The following is a 19,433-nucleotide window of genomic DNA, read 5'->3' on the forward strand; positions in this document are numbered from 1 at the left end:
CACGTTATTTCGGGTCTTTCGGGAATTCCCGTATGGCGGGAGCCATGCCGCCCATGCTTGCGCGCTTGGATTTTATGGGTTCTAAGGCGGTTATGACACATGTCCCATCAGATCCCTTCATGCCGCCCTTGCCGCAGGGCGGTTTCCGTTTTGTCGCTCTGGATGTAGAGACGGCGAACCGTGATCGCAGCAGTATCTGCCAGATCGGGCTGGCCTTCGTGCATCCGGGTGTGGCCCCTGCCAATAAGATCGAGACATGGTCCTGTTATATCGATCCGGCAACGGCGGACTGGTCGTGCAGCTGGGTGCACGGGATTACGGCCCAGACCGTTCTCGGGGCGCCGTCTTTCGCGCAGGTGATCGAGATCTTGCGACCCGCGTTACAGGGGCTTGTGATCTATCAGCATTCCGGTTTCGACCGGAGTGCCATCGGGCGGGCCAGTCTGCAGGCGCAGTTGCCCGCGCCTGATTGGGAATGGCGCGACAGTGTGATCGTGGCGCGTAAGGCCTGGCCGCAGCTCAAGGGACGGGGCGGCGGGCACGGGCTTGCCTCGCTGAAAGACCATCTGGGGCTGAGTTTCGTGCATCACGATGCGGGCGAGGATGCACGGGCGGCGGCTCTGGTGGTTTTGCATGCCGAAGCCAAGACGCCGGTCATGGCGGGATGATCCGCGCGGGGGCGGGGCGCTGTGTCGCGGGGTACGCGACGGCCGTCGGGGGCACTTGCTATGTGGCGAGCTTGCTTTTAGGGTTCGCGGCGATTGCTAGGCTTTATTGAGAGGTGGCCGTCTGGTCCTGTTGTGGTGCAGGTCCGGTTGCCTTGGATTTGATGGATACCCCGATGGATCTGCCCGAACCGTTCCGTTCTGAAGACGAAATGTCGGATAAAACCCAGCCGCCCATCCGTTTCTTGCGTTTTGATACCCCTGCCGAACTCTACGGGGCCGAACCCTATCTTACACGGATGACCCAGCTTCGGCCCGGAGCCGAGGAAACCGGATTGAATTTCCTGTTGCGGCTGCGCGGCTCCACCACGCCGGAAGAGGCCGTGATTTATACGGCGTTTGCGGCGGTGCCCCATCTGGTGGTCTGGTGGGCCTATGAGTGCCTGCGCCGGACCCTGCCCGAGCCCACCGCGCCGGACCGCGCCATTCTGGCGCTGGTGGCCGATTGGACGCGCTCTTCGGATGCGACCAACCGCTGGCGGGTGATGCAAAGCGCGCTTTTTGCGCCGGTGCGTAGTCCGGCGGTCTATCTGGGTCTGGCTGTCGGCTGGTCGGGCGGTGCCATTGCGCCCAATGATCCGGCCCCCGTCCCCAGCCACCGGATGCCGCAGGCGATCAATGCCGCCATCCTGTCTGCCGTTGCCATGCAGGATCTGCGCGACCGCCCGATCCTGCTTGCGAAGATCATTGACGAGGCCGCGCGCCTTTTTGCGGCACATTGACGCCATGGCCCGGCCCCTGTCCGTCTCTCGCCCCTGTTTTGTTAAAGCTGTTCAAACCCGATGACCCTGATCCTAACTCTCGAGAATGTCGATCATCTTGACACTGGCGGACCGGTTTCCCTGCCGCTGGATGGCCGCGAGCTGCATGTGGGGCGGCGCAATGCGATGGATTGGGTGCTGCCCGACCCCTCGCGCCTGATTTCCGGCCATCACTTCACGTTGCGGATGGAAAACGGGCAGTATTGGCTGATCGACATGTCCACCAACGGCACCTATCTGCAGGGGCAGTCGCATCGTCTGCAGGCACCGCACCCGCTACGGGCAGGCGAGCGCTTTCTGGTCGGGCGCTATGTCATCGTGGTGCAGGAACAGGGCGCAGCGCTGCCGCCCTCTACGGGCCATGCGATGCCCGCCGCCGACCCCGCAGCGCCGGCGCCGGATGACCCTTGGGATTTCGGTTTCGCACCGGCCGTTGCGGCCACGCCTTTGGCGCCCGCATCGCGTTCGGGCGATATCGACCAGTCTCTGGGCGGCTTCGTGCCGCTCGCGTCTCCTGCACCGCAGGCGCAGCCGCAAGGCTGGCCCGCGCCCATGCCCATGCCGGCCTTCCCGCAAGGCCCGGAGGGGGCGGCACCGCGCCCCGATCCGATCCCGCCGCTTTCGCCACCGGAATTCATGTCCGGTGCCGGTCCGCAGGGTGGCCCGCCCAATGCGCCCGAACCGCGGCCTTTCGTGCCGCAGCGCAGTGCCGAAGCGCCGCCCCGCGATCAGGGGCAGGATATTCTGCAGGCCTTCTGCGAAGGCGCAGGGCTTGACCCGGAGCTTGCCAAAACAACCGATCCGCTGGCCTTGGCGCGCAGCCTTGGCGAGGCCAGTCAGGTGTCGACCGCGCTGATCATGGCCATTTTGCGCGAACGCGCGCATGTCAAACAGTTCACCCGCTCCGGAGAGCGCACCATGCGTGCCGCAAGCGGGAATAACCCGCTGAAATTCATCCCGAATGTGGATGAGGCGGTGACGGCGCTCTTCTTGCAGCCGCGTGACGGTTTCCAGAGCGGTGCCGAAGGTGTGGGGGCGGCGCTGCGGGATATCCAGCGCCACCAGCAGGCCATTTTTGCGGCCTTGCAGCCCGCGCTGAGCGCCGTGCTCAAGGATCTCTCGCCCGAAGAGGTGGAAGAGGGATTGCAGGGGGGCATCCTGCCGGGGGCGCGCAAGGGACGGGCATGGGATGAATATGTGTCCCGCTGGGACAAACGTGCGGCAAGTGGCGAGAACGGAATGCTGGATGTCTTTCTGGAGGCTTTCGCGCAGGCCTATGCGCAGGCTCATAGCGATCATGGCTAAGGCGGGTCTTGGCCATCCGGTCCGCAACTCTATTCTGGGAGAGCGATCATGAATATGGAAAAGCTGCTGACCCCCGTCAGTGCAGAGGCCCCTTGCGGTGCCGATCTGAGCGCGTTGATGGATCCGGATTACGACGAGTATTATTTCGGCGCGCTTGGCCGGTTGCCAGATCGTTACTTTGTGCCCGGTGTCTCGCGGCCCGATGGCAGTTTGTCGCCGGATCGGGTTTTCGACCCCTCGGAAGTGGATCTGGCCGCCGAGCTGAAACAGATCGACACATTGCTGGCGCGCAGCCGCGACCTGCGGCTTCTGGTGCTGCGCGTGCAATGGCAGGCGCTGGCCGGTCGTTTGCTGGATCTGCCCGAGACCTTCGAGACAATCGCCGCCCTGATGAAGACTTTCGGCGACGATCTGCACCCCTCGATGCAGGACGGGCCAAGCGAACGGCGCGAGGCGCTGAATGATCTGGCGGCGCCGGTGACGATGGTGCAGGCGCTGCAATTTGCCGGTCTGACCGGCTCGACCGAGGTCACTTTGCGCAAGTTGCGCGTGGCCTCGGGAGAGCTGACCGCGTTGCAGAACGAACAGGATCTGGATGGCGAGGCCATGACATCGCTGCTGGCCGATGCCGGTCAGGCCTCGCGCGTCGAAAAAATCGCGGATGCCGTGGATCGGGTGTTGGCCGCCATTGCGGAAATCAGCGCGGCCAGCCTGCGCGGCAGCCATCCGATCACGCTGGGATTAACGCCGCTGACGGCGGTGCTGACGCAGATTTACGATGTTCTGGCCCATGCCCGTCCGGGAATGGTGCGCCGCGCCGATCAGGACATCGCGCAGGCGGCAGCGGAGCCCGCGCCGGAGATCGCCGATCCGGCACCACAACCGGTTCCGTCCGCGCCCGTCAACCCTGCGGCGGGGCCACGGGTGGAAAGCCATGACCATGCGCGGGCGGTTCTCGAGAAGGTCGAGCAATATTACCGCCAGTCCGAACCCTCATCGGCGGCGCTGGTTCTGGTAACGCAGGCGCGGTTGCTGATCGGGAAATCGCTTCTGGAGGCCATCGAGACCCTGATGCCCAACCGTCTGTCCGAGGCGCATATCGATTTTGGTCCGGCAACGGGCTTCGTGCTCGATAGTGCAAGGCTGCAAAAACTCAGCGCCACATTGCCCGAGGCGGCGGTGGCCGAGAAAAAGCCGCCCCTGCCTGCCGTGGCCGATATCCTGGATGGGCAGAAAGCCGCCGAAGCCATTGCGGCGGTCGAGGCGTATTTCCGCCGAAGCGAAAAATCGAGCCCCGTGCCCCTACTCCTTGCCCGAGCGGCAAGCTATATAGGACGGGACTTTCAGGGAATCCTGAAGGAATTTCTAACGAAAAAAGCAGACGGGTAGGAAATTATACGTTTCAAATCAAATTTTTCGCAGAAACTTCATGCTGTCTGCCTAAACAGAGATTGACAAGAAACGCCTCTCGGGGTTCTTACTCACTACATTAATTAATTATCAAGGAGTTGGTTTTCCATGGCTTCAGATTCTGGTTCCAATTTTGTAAAGCGCAACCGTCCGCCGCGCGTTCAAATTCAGTATCAGGATCCCTACGACAGCGAGAAAATGGTCGAGTTGCCGTTTGTCATGGGGGTGATGTCTGATCTGTCAGGCAACAATCCCGGCGTGGAAAAACCTGCTGTTGAAGATCGTGGCTTCTCGGATGTGACCAGCGCGACGCTTGATGACTATATGGGTTCGGTCAAACCGGGCGTCAGCTTCGTCGTCAAAAACACTCTGGACCCGAACTCCACCGACCGTATGGGCGTAAATCTGCAATTCGAGAAAATGGACGATCTCGAACCGGCTGCGATCGCCCGTCAGGTTCCGGCACTGAACAAGCTGTTGCAGGCGCGCGAGCAACTGGCCAACCTGCAGCGCTATCTTGCCGCGAAACCCAAGGCGCAAGAGCATATCCAGCGCCTTCTCGAAGACCCCGAACTTCTGGCCGCGCTGGCAGATCGTGCAGAGCGCGAGGCTGCCGAAGCGGACGCAAAATCCGGAGATGACGCGCAATGACTGATTCCCTTCAGGCCCAAGGCGGCCAGCCCGCCGCAGCTCTTGACGAGCTCTCGGAGTTCTCCGACATCCTCAAGCAGACCATCAAACCGCGCAGCGAAGTGGCCGCGCGCGAGGTGGATAATGCAGTGGGTGCGCTTGCGCGTGAGGCGCTTCTTTCGCAGGATCTGATCTCGGAAGATGTGGTTGATACGCTGGATGCGATGATTGCCAAGCTCGACGAGCAGCTGAGCAATCAGGTCAACGAGATCATGCATGCGGAAGAGTTCCAGAAGATCGAGTCCGCATGGCGCGGTCTGGCCTATACGGTCAATAACTCCGAAACCGATGCCTCGCTGCGGGTGAAGGTTCTGAACATGTCCAAACCGGAACTGCAGGCGATGATGCGCCGCTATCCGGGTGCAAAATGGGACAAGTCGCCGCTGTTCAATGCGGTTTACGAGCAAAATCTCGGCACGCTGGGCGGCAAGCCCTTCGGCTGTCTGATCGGGGATTACTACTTCGATCATTCCTCGCCGGATGTGAATCTGCTCAATTCGCTGGGCAAGATTTCGGAGGCCGCCCTTGCGCCCTTCATCTCTGGCACGGCCCCCGAGCTTCTGGGTCTTGATAGCTGGAACGAGATCGGCACCCCGCCGGATCTGTCCGAGGTCTTCGAGACCCCCGAATATGCACAGTGGAACAGCCTGCGTGACAGCGAGAATTCGCGCTTTCTCGCGCTGGTGGCCCCCCGTGTTCTGGCGCGCGAGCCCTATGGCCCGAACTCCAATTCAGTTGTTGAAGAGTTCAATTTCGAAGAAGAAACTGACGGTCATGACGGCAAGAAATATGCCTGGATGAACGCGGCCCATGCGATGGCGACCAATATCAACCGCGCCTTCAAGGAATACGGTTGGACGGTGCGTATTCGTGGTGTGACTTCGGGTGGCGAAGTGGCAAACCTGCCGACCCATCTGTTTGACACCGGGGACGGCTCGAAGGACATGAAATGTCCGACCGAAGTGTCGATCACCGATCGTCGCGAGGGCGAGCTGTCGAAAGCCGGTCTGATCGGGCTGATCCATCGTCAGCATACCGACAAGGCCGCCTTTATCGGTGCGCAATCGCTCTATCGTCCGAAGACCTATGTCGATGACCTTGCAACGGCCTCCGACAATATGTCTTCGCGCATTCCCTACATCTTTGCTGTGTCTCGGTTTAGCCATTACCTGAAGGTGATGGTGCGCGATAAAATCGGGACAAGCCCCGACCAGCTTCAGCTGCAAAAACAGCTGCAGGCCTGGATCAACAAATATGTTTCGGGCAATCCTGAAAGCGCGAGCGAGCTTGAAAAAGCCCGTAAACCGCTGGCAGGTGCAAAGGTGGAGGTCGTCGAAGACGAGCTCAACCCCGGCTATTACCAGGGTAAGTTCTACCTTCGGCCTCACTTCCAGCTGGAAGGCATGGATATCGGCATGTCGCTGGTATCGAAGCTGCCGGCAGGGAAGTAAGCATCGCACAAAACCAAGTTTTTCTGAAAGCGCAGCAAACTAGGAGACCGCGCTATGGCAATTGATTGCTTTTTGAAACTCGAAAACAACATCAAGGGCGAGTCCCATGATGACAAACACAAAGACTGGATCGACGTCCTGTCGTGGAACTGGGGCCTGAGCCAATCCGGCACCACCCACCAAGGCCACGGTGGCGGCGGCGGTAAAGTCGATGTTCAAGACATTACCATCACCAAATACGTCGATGCGGCAACCCACGACCTGATCAAGCGCTGCTGCTCGGGCGAGCACATCACCGGCGGTCAGCTGGTCGTGCGTAAATCGGGCGGCACCGCACCGGTGGACTACCTGAAAATCGACCTCAAAGACGTGATGATCACGTCCTACCTCACCGGTGGCACCAAGGATGGTCTGGACCGCGTTCAAGAGACGCTGACCCTGAACTTCCGCGCCTTCCAAGTGACCTACACCATGCAGGAAGAAGATGGTGGCGCAGGTCCGGAAAGCGCAGCCGGTTGGGAAATCGCAGAAAACATCGAGTGGTCGGCCTAATCCGCCCATTCGGATCTGTGATCCAGATCACTGCGGGAGCCGGCTTGTCCGGCTTCCGCTTTCTGACGCTCTGGCAGGCCTTCTGGGGTGGGCCGGACTGTGCGAAGGGGACGTGTGATGGCCGCCCGTGATCCAGCGCAGCCGAAATCCGGTTTCAAACACTGGAACGGACATGAACGCGCCAAAATCTCGATCTTTCAGGTGTTCCGCTCGGCCTTCGAGGAACATGATGCCCGTCGTGCCAACGGTCCGGCGCAGGGCGGCGAGGTTGAGGTGACCCAGCGTTCGAAGCCCCGCCGCGAAGGGGTGTCTGCCGATCAGTTGCGTCGCCATCTCAAAAGCGATCTCGACGCGCTTCTCAACACGATCCGTCTGGATGCCGCACAGGATCTGGACGACGCCCCCTATGTGGCCGATTCGATCCTGAATTACGGGTTTCGCGACCTGTCTTCCGTGTCGCTGGCCGAATTGCAGCGGCAGGATCTTGTGCAATCCATTCGTGAAAGCCTTCTGCGCCACGAGCCGCGCCTTCTGGCCGAAAGCCTGCATGTGCGCGTGGTGGAGCCCGATGGCAATGCCCGCCAGCGGCTGTCCATTTCGGTTGAGGCCGAGATGGCGGGGGATCCTGTCGATATTCCGGTCGATTTCGATGCCGAGGTCGATCTCGGATCGGGCAATATGAAGATGTCGACGCTCAGGGTGAAAGCATGAACCGCGCGTTCCGTGACGCCTATAACCGCGAACTGGCGCTGCTGAAGGAACGCACGGCGGAGTTTGCCGCCGATTATCCCGGTCTTGCGGACCGCCTGGGCGGCCTGCTGGCCGAAAATCTGGACCCGACGGTTGCGGGGCTGCTGGAAGGCTCTGCCTTTTTGGCGGCACGGGTGCAGCTGAAGATCGATGAAGAGTTCAAGACATTCACCGAAACGCTGCTGGAGCAGATTTTCCCGCAGGCGCTGGCCCCTGTGCCCTCGGTGCTGCTGGCCGAGGCCAGCATTCCCGCGGATGCTTCGGCGATTACCGAGGGGCTGCGCTTTGCGCCCGGGGCCTATATGGATGCCCGCTTCCGTGATGCCGACCGTCGCATTGCCTGCCGCTTCATGCTGGCCGCGCCGCTGACCATCTGGCCGATCGCCCTGACGGGAGTGACCTATCACGGCGGGGCAGGGCCGATCGGAGCCTTGGGGCAGGAGCCGCATTCCGACACCCGTGCGGGGCTTGTGCTGGATCTGGCGCGGGTTGGCACGAATGGTCTGACGGACGGCTCCGCGCCTTTGGCGGAACTTGCGATGGACCGGCTGGACCTGCATCTGACCGGCCCGATGGCCGAGGCCTGCGCGCTTTATGAACAGCTTCTGGCCGATACGACCCGCATCAGCCTGCGCTGGCTTGATGGCAACGGCGATGCCTGCTTTGCCCGCCTGCCGAAAGAGGCGCTGGAGCAGGGGGGCTTCGATCTGGACGAACGGCTGCTGCCGCATCATGACCGCCTTTTTGACGGCTATGCGCTGCTGCGCGAGTTCTTCATTTTTCCGCGTAAATTCCTCAATCTGCGCCTTACGGGGCTGGCGGCCTATCTCAAGCGTCTGCCGGGCTCGGAGCTTCAGGTGATCTTCGAATTCGACCAGCCCAATGGCCGTCTTGCCCAACGGCTGGGGCGGCGCGATCTGGCGCTGCATTGCGTGCCTGCGGTGAATCTCTTCGAGGAAATGGCCTCGACCGTGCGGGTGGACGAGCGCCATAGCGAATTTGTCGTCATGCCCAATTCGACGCCGATGACGCATTACGAGATCCATGCGATTACGGGGGTGCAGGCGCATTTTGCCAGCCTGCAAAGCAAGGCCGATGTGCTGCCGCTTTACGCACAGCCCGAAGGCGGCACCGACCCGCGCCAGAGCTATTACTACACCTCCCGCCGTAAACAGCGCCGCCTGACGGCGAAGGAACGCCGTCTGGGGATGCAGCGGTCGCAGTATCGCGGGACCGAGACCTTCATCTCGATCTATGAACCGCCCGGACAGGAAGAGGTGCAGCGCCTGCAGGTCAAGGCTTTGGCCTCGAACCGCCATCTGGCCGAAAGCCTGCCGATTGCCGAAAGCCGTGATGATTTTACGCTGAACGATGACCAGTCCGTCACCTTGGGCGTGCGCTCGGGCCCGTCGGCGCCGCGCTATCCGCTGGCGCAGGACGCGACGCTGGCGGGGGTGCGCGGTCAGGAGGGGCATGTCTACTGGCGGCTGATCTCTTTCCTGTCGCTCAACCAGTTCGGGCTGAGCGGGCAGGGGCGCGAGGATGGGGCGGCGGCGCTGCGCGAGATCCTGTCGGTGTTTGCCAATCATGCCGATCCGGCCGCACGGGCCGCCGTGGCAGGGGTGACCCATCTTGCCACACGCCCGATTACCCGCACCGTGGCGATGGCCGATGGCTTCCATGCCGCGCGGGGACTGGAAGTCACGCTGACCTTCAATGACGATGATTACGAAGGCTCCGGTCCCATTCTGATTGGCGCGGTGCTGGACCGGTTTCTGGCCGAATATGCGGCGGTCAATGCCTTCACCCAAGTCAGGATCGAGACCCGCCAGCGCGGTCACATCCTGACCTTCCCCCCGCGCACCGGACGGGGGCCCTTATTGTGAGCGCCGAGACCGCCCCTGTTCTGGACCCCACGCGCAGTGCGGTGTCGCAGGCCAGCACCGTGCTGGCACGCCGCGAGGGTGAAATGGCGCGGGCGGTGGGCAGGGGATTGCTGGCGGCGCTGCGCCGGATCGAGCGCGAGGCCCCCGCAGGTCGGCCCCGTATCGGGCGGAATACGCGGCTCAAACAGTCGCTTGTGCGGCTGGGGCAGGACCCGTTCCTGAGCTTCCCCGCGCAGGATCTGGCGCGGATGGGCGAGCGCGGGCAGGTGCCCTCGGTGCGGGCGCAGTTTCTGGGGTTCTTCGGGGCCTTCGGGGCGCTGCCGCTGAACTGGACCGAAGAGGTGCTGCGCTGGTTCGAAAGCGGCGATGGCAGTTTTGCCGCCTTTACCGATATTTTCGCGGCCCGCTTTCAGGAGCTGTTTTTCCGCGTCTGGTCGGATGCGCGCGCGATCACCCAGTTCGATCATCGCGACGACAGATTTACCGCGTTCCTGCAGGCCTTTACCGGCACCGCGACCCCCGACAGCTACCCCGATCAGGCGCTGCCCGCCACCAGCCGTGCCTATCTTGCGCCTTTTGCGATCGGGCGTGTGAAAAGCCCCGTCAAGCTGCGCCAGATGCTGTCGGTGCATTTCGGCGCGGGCCTGCGTGTCGAGGTTGAAGAGATGGTGCCGACATGGCTGCGCATCGAACCCGAGGCGCGTAGTGCGCTGGGGCTGCAATGTGCGGGGCTCGGGCGCAATCTGCATCTGGGGGCGCAGGTGCGCTCGATCGGAGAGAAGATCACCATCCATCTGCATGTGCCGGATATGGTGCAGTTCAACCATATGTTGCCCGGCGCACAGGGGCATGCCGAGTTGCGTGACCTCGTGCGCTGGTATCTGGGCGTTGTGACCGAGGTGGATGTGGCGCTCTGGTTGCCCAAACCGCAGATCATGCCTGCGGTGCTGGGGCAGTCGACGCGGATCGGCTGGATGGCGTGCATCGCCCCCGATCCGGGCCGTCCCGAGCAGCAGGTCCATGCCACGCGCTACACGCTCAGCCTTCCCGACGGCGATCAGACGCCGCCCCGACCCCAAGGGATCGCGGCATAGGCCGCGCCCCCTTTCTTACATTTCCAGTTCCAGACGAAAGCCCTTTTGATGACAGAAATCACCATTGAAACCTATGCCGGCAAGATGAACCGCGTGGGCTATGATGCCTTCTTGCAAGGGATGCGGCAGGCGCGTTCGGAAGGGCATCGCCATGTCGATCTGGCACATTGGGTCTTTGCCTCGCTGTCCAACCAGCAAAGCGATCTGTCCCTGACGCTGACGGGTTTGGGGCTGGATCGTGGGCGCGCGCTCAAGGACCTCGACCGGATCCTGTCCGAGATGGACCGCAATGTGACCACCATTCCGGGGATTTCGGAATTTCTGGCCGATGCGCTGAACCATGCTTGGACCTATGCGACACTGTTTTTCGCCGAGGCGCAGATCCGCACCGGCCATGTGCTGGTGGCCCTTTTGTCGGACCCCACGCTGAAACGGCAGTTGATCTCGCTGTCGTCGGTCTTTGCGCAGATCCCGCCCGAGCAGGTGGCTTCCGAGGCGCGCAGCCTCTGGGCCGGTTCGGATGAAGAGGACATGCGCCCGATGGACGGCTCGGGGCTGGTGGCAGGCGGCGATGCAGCCTCGACCGCCTCGGGCAAGGGGCAGACGGCTTTGGGGCGTTTTGCGCAGGATCTGACGGCAGAGGCGGAAGCGGGGCGTCTTGATCCGGTGGTGGGCCGCGATGACGAGATCCGCCAGATCACCGATGCGCTGTTGCGCCGCCGCCAGAACAACCCGATCCTGACCGGCGAGGCCGGTGTGGGCAAGACCGCCGTGGTGGAAGGTTTCGCGCAGGCACTGGCACGCGGCGAGGTGCCGCCCGCGCTGAAGGGCACGCGGCTTTACATGCTGGATATTCAGGCGATGCAGGCGGGCGCCTCGATGAAGGGCGAATTCGAGCAGCGCCTGAAGGCGGTGATCGACGAGGTGCAGGCCTCGCCCGTGCCGATCATCCTCTTTATCGACGAGGCCCATACGCTGATCGGCGCAGGCGGGCAGGCGGGCACCGGCGATGCGGCCAACCTGCTGAAACCGGCGCTGGCGCGCGGCACCCTGCGCACGATTGCCGCCACCACTTGGGCCGAATACCGCCAGTATTTCGAGAAAGACCCCGCGCTGACCCGCCGCTTCCAGCCGGTGACGGTGGACGAGCCCGACGTCGCCACCTGCTGCACCATGTTGCGCGGCGTGCTGGCACCGATGGAAAGCCATCATGGCGTGCGTATTTCCGACGAGGCGGTGGTGGCTGCCGTCGAACTGTCGCAGCGCTATATCCCTGCGCGTCAGCTGCCCGATAAAGCCGTGTCGCTTTTGGATACCGCCTGTGCGCGGGTGGCCGTCTCGCAGGCCTCGACGCCTGCGCGTATTGCCGATCTTCAGGCCAAGATCCGCGCGCTGGACACCGAGATCGGCGCGAAAGAGGCCTCGGGTGATCTGGGCGAGGATGGCTCGGCCCGCATTGCCGAGGCGCAGGCCGAACGTGCCGAGGCCGAGGCAAGCCTTGCCACGCTAGAGGCGCGTTTTGCCACGCAGAAAAAGCTTGTGGACCAGATCATTGCGCTACGGGCGAAGATTGCGGAAGGCGCACCTGCCCCCGAGCCGGTTCTGGAACCCGCCGAAGCGGCGGAGGGGCCGGCCGCTCAAACGGATGCGCCGCAGGTACAGGACGACCCCGCCCAACTGCGGGCCGATATGCTGGCGCAGCTGGCCGAGCTTGAGGCCGAAGACCCCGAAAACCGCATGGTTTTTGCCCATGTCGATGCGCAGACCGTGGCGCAGGTGGTCTCTGACTGGACGGGCATCCCGACGGGGCGCATGGTGCGCGACCAGCTGGAGGCCGTGCTGACGCTGCAGGACACGCTGAAGGACCGCGTGATCGGGCAGGACCACGCTTTGGGCGCCATCGCCCGCCGGATCGAGACCGCGCGGGCAGGGCTTGCCAACCCCGAAAAGCCGCTGGGGGTCTTCATGCTGGCAGGCCCCTCGGGGGTCGGTAAAACCGAAACCGCCGTGGCGCTGGCCGAGGCGCTTTACGGTGGCGCGCAGAACATGATCACCATCAATATGTCCGAATTTCAGGAGGCCCATACGGTCAGCCTGCTCAAAGGCGCGCCTCCCGGATATGTGGGCTATGGCGAGGGTGGCCGGCTGACGGAGGCCGTGCGCCGCAAGCCCTATTCGGTGGTGCTGCTTGACGAGATCGAGAAGGCCCACCCCGATGTGCATGAGCTGTTCTTCCAAGTGTTCGACAAGGGCGTGATGGAAGACGGCAATGGCCGTGCGATCAATTTCCGCAATACGCTGATCCTGCTGACCTCGAATGTCGGCACCGAGGTGATCATGGAGATGGCCGATGAGGGGCGCAAAATCCCTGACCTCGATCAGGTAACCGAGGCCCTGCGCCCGCATCAGCTGACGGTCTTCCCGCCTGCGCTTCTGGGCCGCATCGTGACCATCCCCTATCTGCCGCTCTCGCAGGAGGTGCTGGGTGGCATCACCAAGCTCAAGCTGCAAGCGGTTGAAAAACGGCTGAAATCCGCCCATGATGCAGAGCTGTCCTATACCGGTGACGTGATCGCGCATATTGTCTCGGAATGCCGTGACCCGGATTCGGGCGGGCGGATGATCGACAATATCATCACCAACACGATTTTGCCCGAACTCTCGCGCGAGGTGCTGCGCCGGATGGTTTCGGGCGAGGATATTTCCCGCGTGACCATCGCGATGAAAGACGGAGCCTTTGCATATGAAATTGCCTAGTTCTTGGCTGATGATGACGGCGCTTCTGGCGCTGCCGCTCATGGGGCCGGTCGCGGCGCATGCCGATGTCGACGAAGACTGTGCCAGCGCCAAGACGCAGGTCGAGATGAACCAGTGCTATGACAAAGCCCTGACCGAGGCCGAGGCCAAGCTGCAGGCGGCCTATACGAAGGCACTGGAAAACAACAATGCCGAGGAGCCGGGACTGGCGGCAATGCTGGAAGTCGCCGAACCCGGCTGGCTGGCCTATCGTGACCAGCAATGTGCGCTGGAAAATTACTATTCGCGCGGTGGCTCGGGCTATGGTGTGTTTGTGGCCTCTTGCCGCATCAAGATGACCGAGGCACGCACGGCCTTCCTGACCGATATGGTCGAGGCGCCCTGATGTGATGCGCTGCGCGCGTGATAGGGGTGGGGATCTTCCTCCGGCGCGCGGGGCGTCTTTTCCCCTTTTACTTTACAAACAAGGATTTCTTTATGGCTGATGTTCAACCGCTTTCCAATGTGCAGATCGCGCCGACCAAAGGGTCGCTGACATGGAATTCCGAAGGCACCGAGGGGGGCTATTACCATTCGCGCAGGCTGCATGTGCCCAGCAGTGCGTCGGGCCTTACGATCGGGCGCGGCTATGACATGAAAGAAAAGACCAAAACGAAGATCATGGCCGATCTGAAGCGCGCAGGTGTCAGCACCGAAAACGCCACGCTTATCGCGGGGGCTGCGGGAAAATCGGGCGCGCAGGCCGAGAAATTCATCACCGATAACAAGCTGGAGAAATTCGAGATTTCCCAGCAGGGCCAGAAGGTTCTGTTTGATATCAGCTATGCCGAGACAGAAGCTGTTGTGATGCGCATCTGTAGCAAGGCCGACACGGTCGCCACCTATGGCGCGGTTAATTGGGGCAAGCTGCATGGGGCCATCAAGGAGATGCTGGTCGATCTGAAATTCCGCGGGGATTATGATCCCAGATCACGCAAATTCCTGCAAAAGCATGTGGCTGCTAACGATCTGGCGGCGTTCGGGGCGGAGATCGTGAAACGGATGAACTGGCTGGGCGTGCCGCAAGACCGTTTCCAACGCCGTAAGACCTTCATGGAAAAGGCGATGAAGGCCGCCAAGGTCGCGGCCTGAGGTCGCTCAGCCCGCGTCTGCCCGCGCCAGTATCGTGTCGATGGCGCGGCGATAGGCGCGGGTGGCGGGGCTTTGTGTGCTGGCCAGCGGCAGCGATGCCGTGCTTTTTCCGCCAACCTTGCGTTCCGCCCAGATCTGCAGGTCGGCTATGCTGCGGCCTGTCAGGAACGGGTTGGCCGACACGACATTCGCCCCCATCACCGTACTCACCAGCGCATCGGGATCGGCCCGCAGCGCCTGTACCGCGCCCTGCGGCCCCAGAAAATGCGCCAGATACAGCCGTCCCGCTGTGATCGGAATGCGGTTTGCGGCCAGATAACGGCGGTTCTCGCGGGTCAGGGCATAGACCATCTCGACGGACAGAACCGGATCGGTGCGCAGCGCCAGCACCTCGTCGCGGGTCAGGGTTTGCATCAGTTCGGGGTGATATTGCGAAATCATCCGCAGCCATGTCGAGATGATGAACTGCCCCGGACCAAGCGCGCTGGACCGCGGATTGCGCGCATTGGCCTGCCCGCCGCTTTCGACATGGATGATGCGGGCGATCAGGGTCCGGATCGCCTGATCATCCTCGTCCGCAGGGCCGCTTGCGGACGGGTCCGTTCCGGCAGTCGGCAGGGCCCCGTTTGCCAAGGGGGTGGCGGCACCGGCACAGGCCCATTCGCCCGCCTCTTCGACAACATAGCACTGGCGCGGCGCGTGGCCGGCGGTTTCGGCAGGCAGCCCGACATAAAGGATCTGCCCCAGCGCGCCCCCCTGTTCTGCCGCACCCGTCACCCTTAGCAGTGTGATCTTCTCCTCGGGCTGGGCGCGCCTGTCCAGACTGAAGCGCTGCGCCACCATGGCCACCAGATTGCCCGCCACGCTTTGGGACAACCCGCTTTGCAATGCGGTTGTGTAAAGCGCATCCAGCAAAAGCGGCGGGGCGTTTTCCGTGCGGAAGGCTTTGGCCGCGCGTGCGGGCAGCTCCATGCCGTCCCACGGATTGGCCGCGCGGACCCATCTGCCAGACCCGACCTGTGCCAGACTGCCGCGATACCCTTCGGGGCCATAAAGCGAGACCTGCCGAAGCTGGTTGGCCTTGGTTGTGGCTGTCGAAGGTTCCAGCCGCAGCGCCATGACCGATTTTGCCGGCAGCGCAGATGTCTTTGCGCCGGTATTTGCGTCGCTCCCTGTGTCGGGCGCTGCGTCTGTCCGTGCGGTGGAGAGCGGTGCAAGCTGGCGCATGACGGCTTGTGCACCGGCCTGCGAAAACCCCGCCTGTTCCAGCAAACCCGCCCCCGATGCCTCGCGCCGTGCCAGCAGGATCTGGTCCTGAAACAGCGCGCGGCGTTGTGCCTGCGGACGGGCAATGATGGCCAAACGGTTGGCGGCGGGCCGGAAGGGGGCAGAGCGTCTTTGGGCCAGCGCACGGTTGCGGCGGGCCTGATACAGGGCGAAATCTTCGGGGCTGGAGGGCGGGTTGAGCTGGAGCCGGTCACTATCGACCGCCAGCCGCGCCTGCGACAGATGCAGCGCCGAGCCTCCTTGCAACCGCGCGGCTGGCAGGCCGTCCTCGGCCCGCGTGGCAAGGGTGCGCTCGGTCTGCGCATCGGGTTGCGGCAGCCATAGCATCAGCGGATCGCGTGGCAGGTTCAACAGCGCCACGAACGGGTCGGGTTTGGTGGTTGTGTCAGGCGGGGCGGGCGGGTCTTCGACCATCGCCAGATCCTGATCTTCCGAAATCGCGCCCGTTTGTGCCGTAAGGGTGCGGGGGGGTGCGGGCCCCTCAAGGGGTGCAGTCTGGCGCGTCTCGGGGGAAGGCTGCCACCACCATGCCAGCGCACCGGCCCCAAGCGCCAGAGCGGCTGCGCCAAGGAGCAGACGCCGTGCAATCCGTGCGCGCCGGCGCGCGCGCGCGCGCGCATTTGCGGCACGGAACGCGGGGTCGATCCCGTCTTTAGGGCTCATTTGTACACCCCGTTCATCAGCCGCAGCTTCTTGATGACGGGTGTATCTTCTTTCGGCGCGACAGGCGGGGGCGCGGTGCGCTGGGGCGTTTGGCGGACGGGCGATGTGCGCGGTGTCTCTTCCCGGACGATGGTTTTCGGCGCGGGGCAGGCCACATCGGGGGCCAGAATGATCTGGCGATAGAGGGCGGCTGCGGCGTCTTCGGTGACGGCTTCGCTTGTGTCGTCACGCTCGTTGAAATAGCCGCGCACGGCCGCGCGCGAGCCCGCACCCCATTTGCCATCGATGCTTTGACGGTAACAGCCCATGCGTGCGAGTTCGGTCTGGATCGCGCGGGCCATCTGTGCGGCAGGCGGGTCGAAGGCACCTTCATTAACCAGCGCCCGATAGGTCTCGGGATTGTCCTGACGCAGGGCGATCCGGCTGGCGAGATCCCGCGCTTGGGTGCCATCTTCGGGCGTGGGTGTCAGGAAGGCAGGGCCGATCAGCCCCAGAATGACCGAAGGCTGGGGCAGACCTTTTGCGGTTGGAATGGCGGCCAGTGTCTCGTCGGGCACCTGCGTCAGATCCGCGCCTTGCGGGGGGGCGTAACGGAATGCGGCGGGCAGGGGGGCGGCGCTGCTGTCCTCGGGGGCCGGAGCCGAGATCTGCACCGTAGCAGGGGCCGTTTGGGCAACCGGTGTCAGCATCAGATCCGGCGCATCGGGGGCCGCATCGCTCCAGAAGCCCGCGAAATAGGCCGAAACCGGTTGTGCGGAGGCCAGATCACCGGCCTGTTGCAGCCGCGCAAACAGCCGGTCTCCGCCGTCGGGGCAGGTCTCGCCCGGCGCGGCGCTGGCAATCAGCCGGATCCGGTCCGATCGTGGCAGGGTGCGCGGAGCGGCAGGGGCACCGGAGGCCTGCGCACAATTACCGCTCAGCAGCACGGTCTGTGACAGGCCACTCTGGATGATCAGGTTGCGCAGGGCGCTTTCGGTCAGCCGCGCGCCGCTTTGTGCCATATCGCCATAGACTGCCACCACCATTCCGCGCCCTGCCTGATGCGCCTGCCCCAGCGCTGTGGCGATTGCCGCCTGATCCGGCGCGCGGGCCACGGTTGTGCGGGTGGCACCGGCAGTGGTCAGGGCCTGCGCGGCACTCTGGGGCTGACCCGCCCCGTTTTGCGTCAGGTCGACCACCAGCGCATCCCAGATTTCGGCGGGGGCGTCCTGTGCCATTGCCTGTCCTGCACCAAGGCCGAAGCCCGAAGCCAAGCCCACCCCCAGGCATGTCATAACCAAGCTGGGGCCGTCCGGCAGCCTGCGCGCCGCTTCTTTCTCGGGGGGCGTGTCGATAGGGCGATTACGGCGCATCGGGATAGACAGAGAGCGTAAAGCCTCTTTCCTCTTTCGTATCGACTTCCAGATAGCGCGCTTCGAGATAGCCCCGTGCAAGGCAGTCGCTCTCACCGCGGATGTCGAATTGTTGCGGTGCGGCGCACATCGGGGTGGCTCCCTCGACCAGCACCTTTCCGAACGGGTCGGTGGCCAGCACATAGACAAACCGCGCATGTAACGGCTGGTCGGTCAGCTGCGCGCATTGGCCCGGCCCGATCACCCACCAGCCTTTCGTTTCAAAGAGATCGTCGCGGGACTGGCCGAATGCCGCGCTGAAGACATCCAGTGTTTCATTGCACAGCCGGAAGCCCGCCGGTTCGGTCTGTGCCGCGCTCCTGTCTGCGGCAAGCCCCCCGATTGCGCCCGCCAGAAGCCCTGCCACCAGCCAACTGCCCGCGCAAGGGCGCAAGCGGAAGCGGAAGCGGGGCTGCTGTATCGCGGCGGCGGTCATGTCGCACTCCATGCGGGCAGTCGCGGCGCAGGCGCGGGAAGGGAAAGCACGGGCTTTCACGTCACGGCCTCCGGGGGTCATCATATCCCAAAGCATAGCACATGGGCCTGTGGTAAGCCCATGTGTTTTCCTGATCTGGCGCGCGGCTCAGGGATTGGCTTTGGCCGCGGTGCCTGCGCGCAGGGCGTCCATCTTGGTGCGGGCCTCTTCCTGCGCCTTGGCAAGATCTTCTGCCGAGAGCTTTTCTTCCAGCTGGTCACGCAGCTTCGCTGCGTCGGGATGGTTCCGTGCGGCTGCCAGATTGGCGTAGACATAGGCCTCGCCCAGATCTTCGGTGATGCCGGTGCCGCTCTGATAGGCCAGCGCCATCTCGTACAGCCCCAGCGCATTGCCCTGATCGGCGGTCTTCTGGAACAGCGCCACGGCCTTGGCGGGATCGGCCTTGATGCCGGTGCCGTTTTTCAGCGCAAGGCCCAGAAGGTTGCGGGCCGCGATATGGCCCTGATCGGCGGCTTTGGTCCATTCTGCCACGGCTTTGGCCTCATCCTTGGCCATGCCGCGCCCGTTCATATAGACGACACCGCAATTGAACGCGCCATTCGCATCGCCTTGGTCGGCGGCCGCGCAGACCAGCCTTGCGCCCTCTTTGTAATCGCGCACCACGCCGCGCCCGTCGAGATACATCAGGCCCAGACGGTTCTGGGCCTCGGCGGACCCCTTCTCGGCAGCGGCGCGATAGAATTCGGTCGCGCGGGCGGGGTTCTTGGCGGTGCCCAGACCCAATTCGTAGAACCGGCCCAGATAGAACCCTGCATCGGCATTGCCGGCATTCCACGCGTCTTCGAAGCCTTTCGCGGCCGCTTTCACATCGCCCTTGTCAAGCGCGGCCACTGCCGGTGCAAGAGGGTCATCTGTCGGGGCGGTCTGGGTTTGCTGGGCCAGCGCCGGAATGGATGTTGCCGGAAGCGACAGGGGCAGGGCGCAAAGCGAAAGAAGAACAATAGGGGACAAGCGCATGATCTGATCCTGATTAAATAGGTCTAATGATGATTGGCCCATCGCTAGAGCCACAGGCCCGTTCATGCAAGCCCGTAAAACAGCTTCTTGCGGCAATTCGCATCCCGACTTTCGGGACGCGCGCCGG

17 protein-coding genes are annotated in these 19,433 nt (G+C 63.2%); 13 read left to right on the forward strand and 4 right to left on the reverse strand.

All coding sequences use genetic code 11. The annotated features are described in order from the left end of the window. Nucleotides 1-92: 92 nt before the first annotated feature. From AC2ISB_RS15800 to AC2ISB_RS15860, 13 genes are all read left to right on the forward strand, one after another. Nucleotides 93-668, forward strand: coding sequence for an exonuclease domain-containing protein (locus AC2ISB_RS15800; protein WP_486577179.1), 576 nt, complete (start codon nt 93-95; stop codon nt 666-668). A 173-nt stretch (nt 669-841) separates the two neighbouring features. Next, on the forward strand, nt 842-1,447 hold the full coding sequence (locus AC2ISB_RS15805) for a DUF6931 family protein (protein ID WP_339109783.1): 606 nt from the start codon (nt 842-844) through the stop codon (nt 1,445-1,447). Nucleotides 1,448-1,507: 60 nt separating this feature from the next. Further along, nucleotides 1,508-2,791 carry a type VI secretion system-associated FHA domain protein TagH gene (gene tagH / locus AC2ISB_RS15810; RefSeq protein WP_486577180.1) on the forward strand — a complete coding sequence of 428 codons (1,284 nt, stop codon included), beginning with the start codon at nt 1,508-1,510 and terminating at the stop codon, nt 2,789-2,791. A 48-nt stretch (nt 2,792-2,839) separates the two neighbouring features. Continuing rightward, the gene (locus AC2ISB_RS15815; protein WP_486577181.1) at nt 2,840-4,180 is read left to right on the forward strand and encodes a type VI secretion system protein TssA; all 1,341 of its coding nucleotides are present in this window, start codon (nt 2,840-2,842) and stop codon (nt 4,178-4,180) included. 129 nt (nt 4,181-4,309) lie between these two features. Then, nucleotides 4,310-4,852, forward strand: a complete 543-nt coding sequence (gene tssB, locus AC2ISB_RS15820) for a type VI secretion system contractile sheath small subunit (RefSeq protein ID WP_330647229.1) — start codon at nt 4,310-4,312, stop codon at nt 4,850-4,852. Then, the gene (gene tssC / locus AC2ISB_RS15825; protein ID WP_330647228.1) at nt 4,849-6,342 is read left to right on the forward strand and encodes a type VI secretion system contractile sheath large subunit; all 1,494 of its coding nucleotides are present in this window, start codon (nt 4,849-4,851) and stop codon (nt 6,340-6,342) included. Before tssB ends, tssC begins: the two co-directional genes overlap by 4 nt. Nucleotides 6,343-6,396: 54 nt before the next feature. After that, the gene (locus tag AC2ISB_RS15830; protein ID WP_330647227.1) at nt 6,397-6,894 is read left to right on the forward strand and encodes an Hcp family type VI secretion system effector; all 498 of its coding nucleotides are present in this window, start codon (nt 6,397-6,399) and stop codon (nt 6,892-6,894) included. Nucleotides 6,895-7,011: 117 nt separating this feature from the next. Continuing rightward, nucleotides 7,012-7,605, forward strand: coding sequence for a type VI secretion system baseplate subunit TssE (gene tssE, locus AC2ISB_RS15835; protein WP_330647226.1), 594 nt, complete (start codon nt 7,012-7,014; stop codon nt 7,603-7,605). Next, nucleotides 7,602-9,530 (forward strand): type VI secretion system baseplate subunit TssF, encoded by a 1,929-nt coding sequence (gene tssF / locus AC2ISB_RS15840; protein ID WP_486577182.1) that lies wholly within the window; start codon nt 7,602-7,604, stop codon nt 9,528-9,530. The genes tssE and tssF overlap by 4 nt, the downstream gene beginning before the upstream one ends. Further along, complete coding sequence (gene tssG, locus AC2ISB_RS15845) at nt 9,527-10,624, forward strand: type VI secretion system baseplate subunit TssG (protein WP_341485913.1); 1,098 nt, start codon at nt 9,527-9,529, stop codon at nt 10,622-10,624. Before tssF ends, tssG begins: the two co-directional genes overlap by 4 nt. Nucleotides 10,625-10,672: 48 nt before the next feature. Next, nucleotides 10,673-13,381, forward strand: a complete 2,709-nt coding sequence (tssH, locus tag AC2ISB_RS15850) for a type VI secretion system ATPase TssH (protein WP_486577183.1) — start codon at nt 10,673-10,675, stop codon at nt 13,379-13,381. Beyond that, nucleotides 13,368-13,766, forward strand: coding sequence for a lysozyme inhibitor LprI family protein (locus tag AC2ISB_RS15855; protein WP_486577185.1), 399 nt, complete (start codon nt 13,368-13,370; stop codon nt 13,764-13,766). The genes tssH and AC2ISB_RS15855 overlap by 14 nt, the downstream gene beginning before the upstream one ends. A gap of 92 nt (nt 13,767-13,858) precedes the next feature. Next, complete coding sequence (locus AC2ISB_RS15860) at nt 13,859-14,512, forward strand: lysozyme family protein (protein ID WP_330647221.1); 654 nt, start codon at nt 13,859-13,861, stop codon at nt 14,510-14,512. Between the two features lie 6 nt (nt 14,513-14,518). Here AC2ISB_RS15860 and AC2ISB_RS15865 read toward each other — a convergent pair whose 3' ends face one another. The 4 genes from AC2ISB_RS15865 to AC2ISB_RS15880 all read right to left on the reverse strand — a co-directional run bounded on the left by AC2ISB_RS15865 (nt 14,519) and on the right by AC2ISB_RS15880 (nt 19,306). Beyond that, a complete protein-coding gene (locus AC2ISB_RS15865; protein WP_486577186.1) occupies nt 14,519-16,462 on the reverse strand; it encodes a lysozyme family protein in 1,944 nt (647 codons plus the stop codon). Continuing rightward, nucleotides 16,459-17,742, reverse strand: a complete 1,284-nt coding sequence (locus AC2ISB_RS15870; RefSeq protein ID WP_486577187.1) for a peptidoglycan-binding domain-containing protein — start codon at nt 17,740-17,742, stop codon at nt 16,459-16,461. Before AC2ISB_RS15870 ends, AC2ISB_RS15865 begins: the two co-directional genes overlap by 4 nt. Nucleotides 17,743-17,803: 61 nt before the next feature. Next, a complete protein-coding gene (locus AC2ISB_RS15875) occupies nt 17,804-18,289 on the reverse strand; it encodes a DUF1036 domain-containing protein (protein WP_486577188.1) in 486 nt (161 codons plus the stop codon). Nucleotides 18,290-18,436: 147 nt separating this feature from the next. After that, on the reverse strand, nt 18,437-19,306 hold the full coding sequence (locus tag AC2ISB_RS15880; RefSeq protein ID WP_330647218.1) for a tetratricopeptide repeat protein: 870 nt from the start codon (nt 19,304-19,306) through the stop codon (nt 18,437-18,439). Between the last annotated feature and the right edge of the window lie 127 nt (nt 19,307-19,433).

It is taken from the genome of Thioclava sp. NS-SX20, from assembly GCF_057380695.1.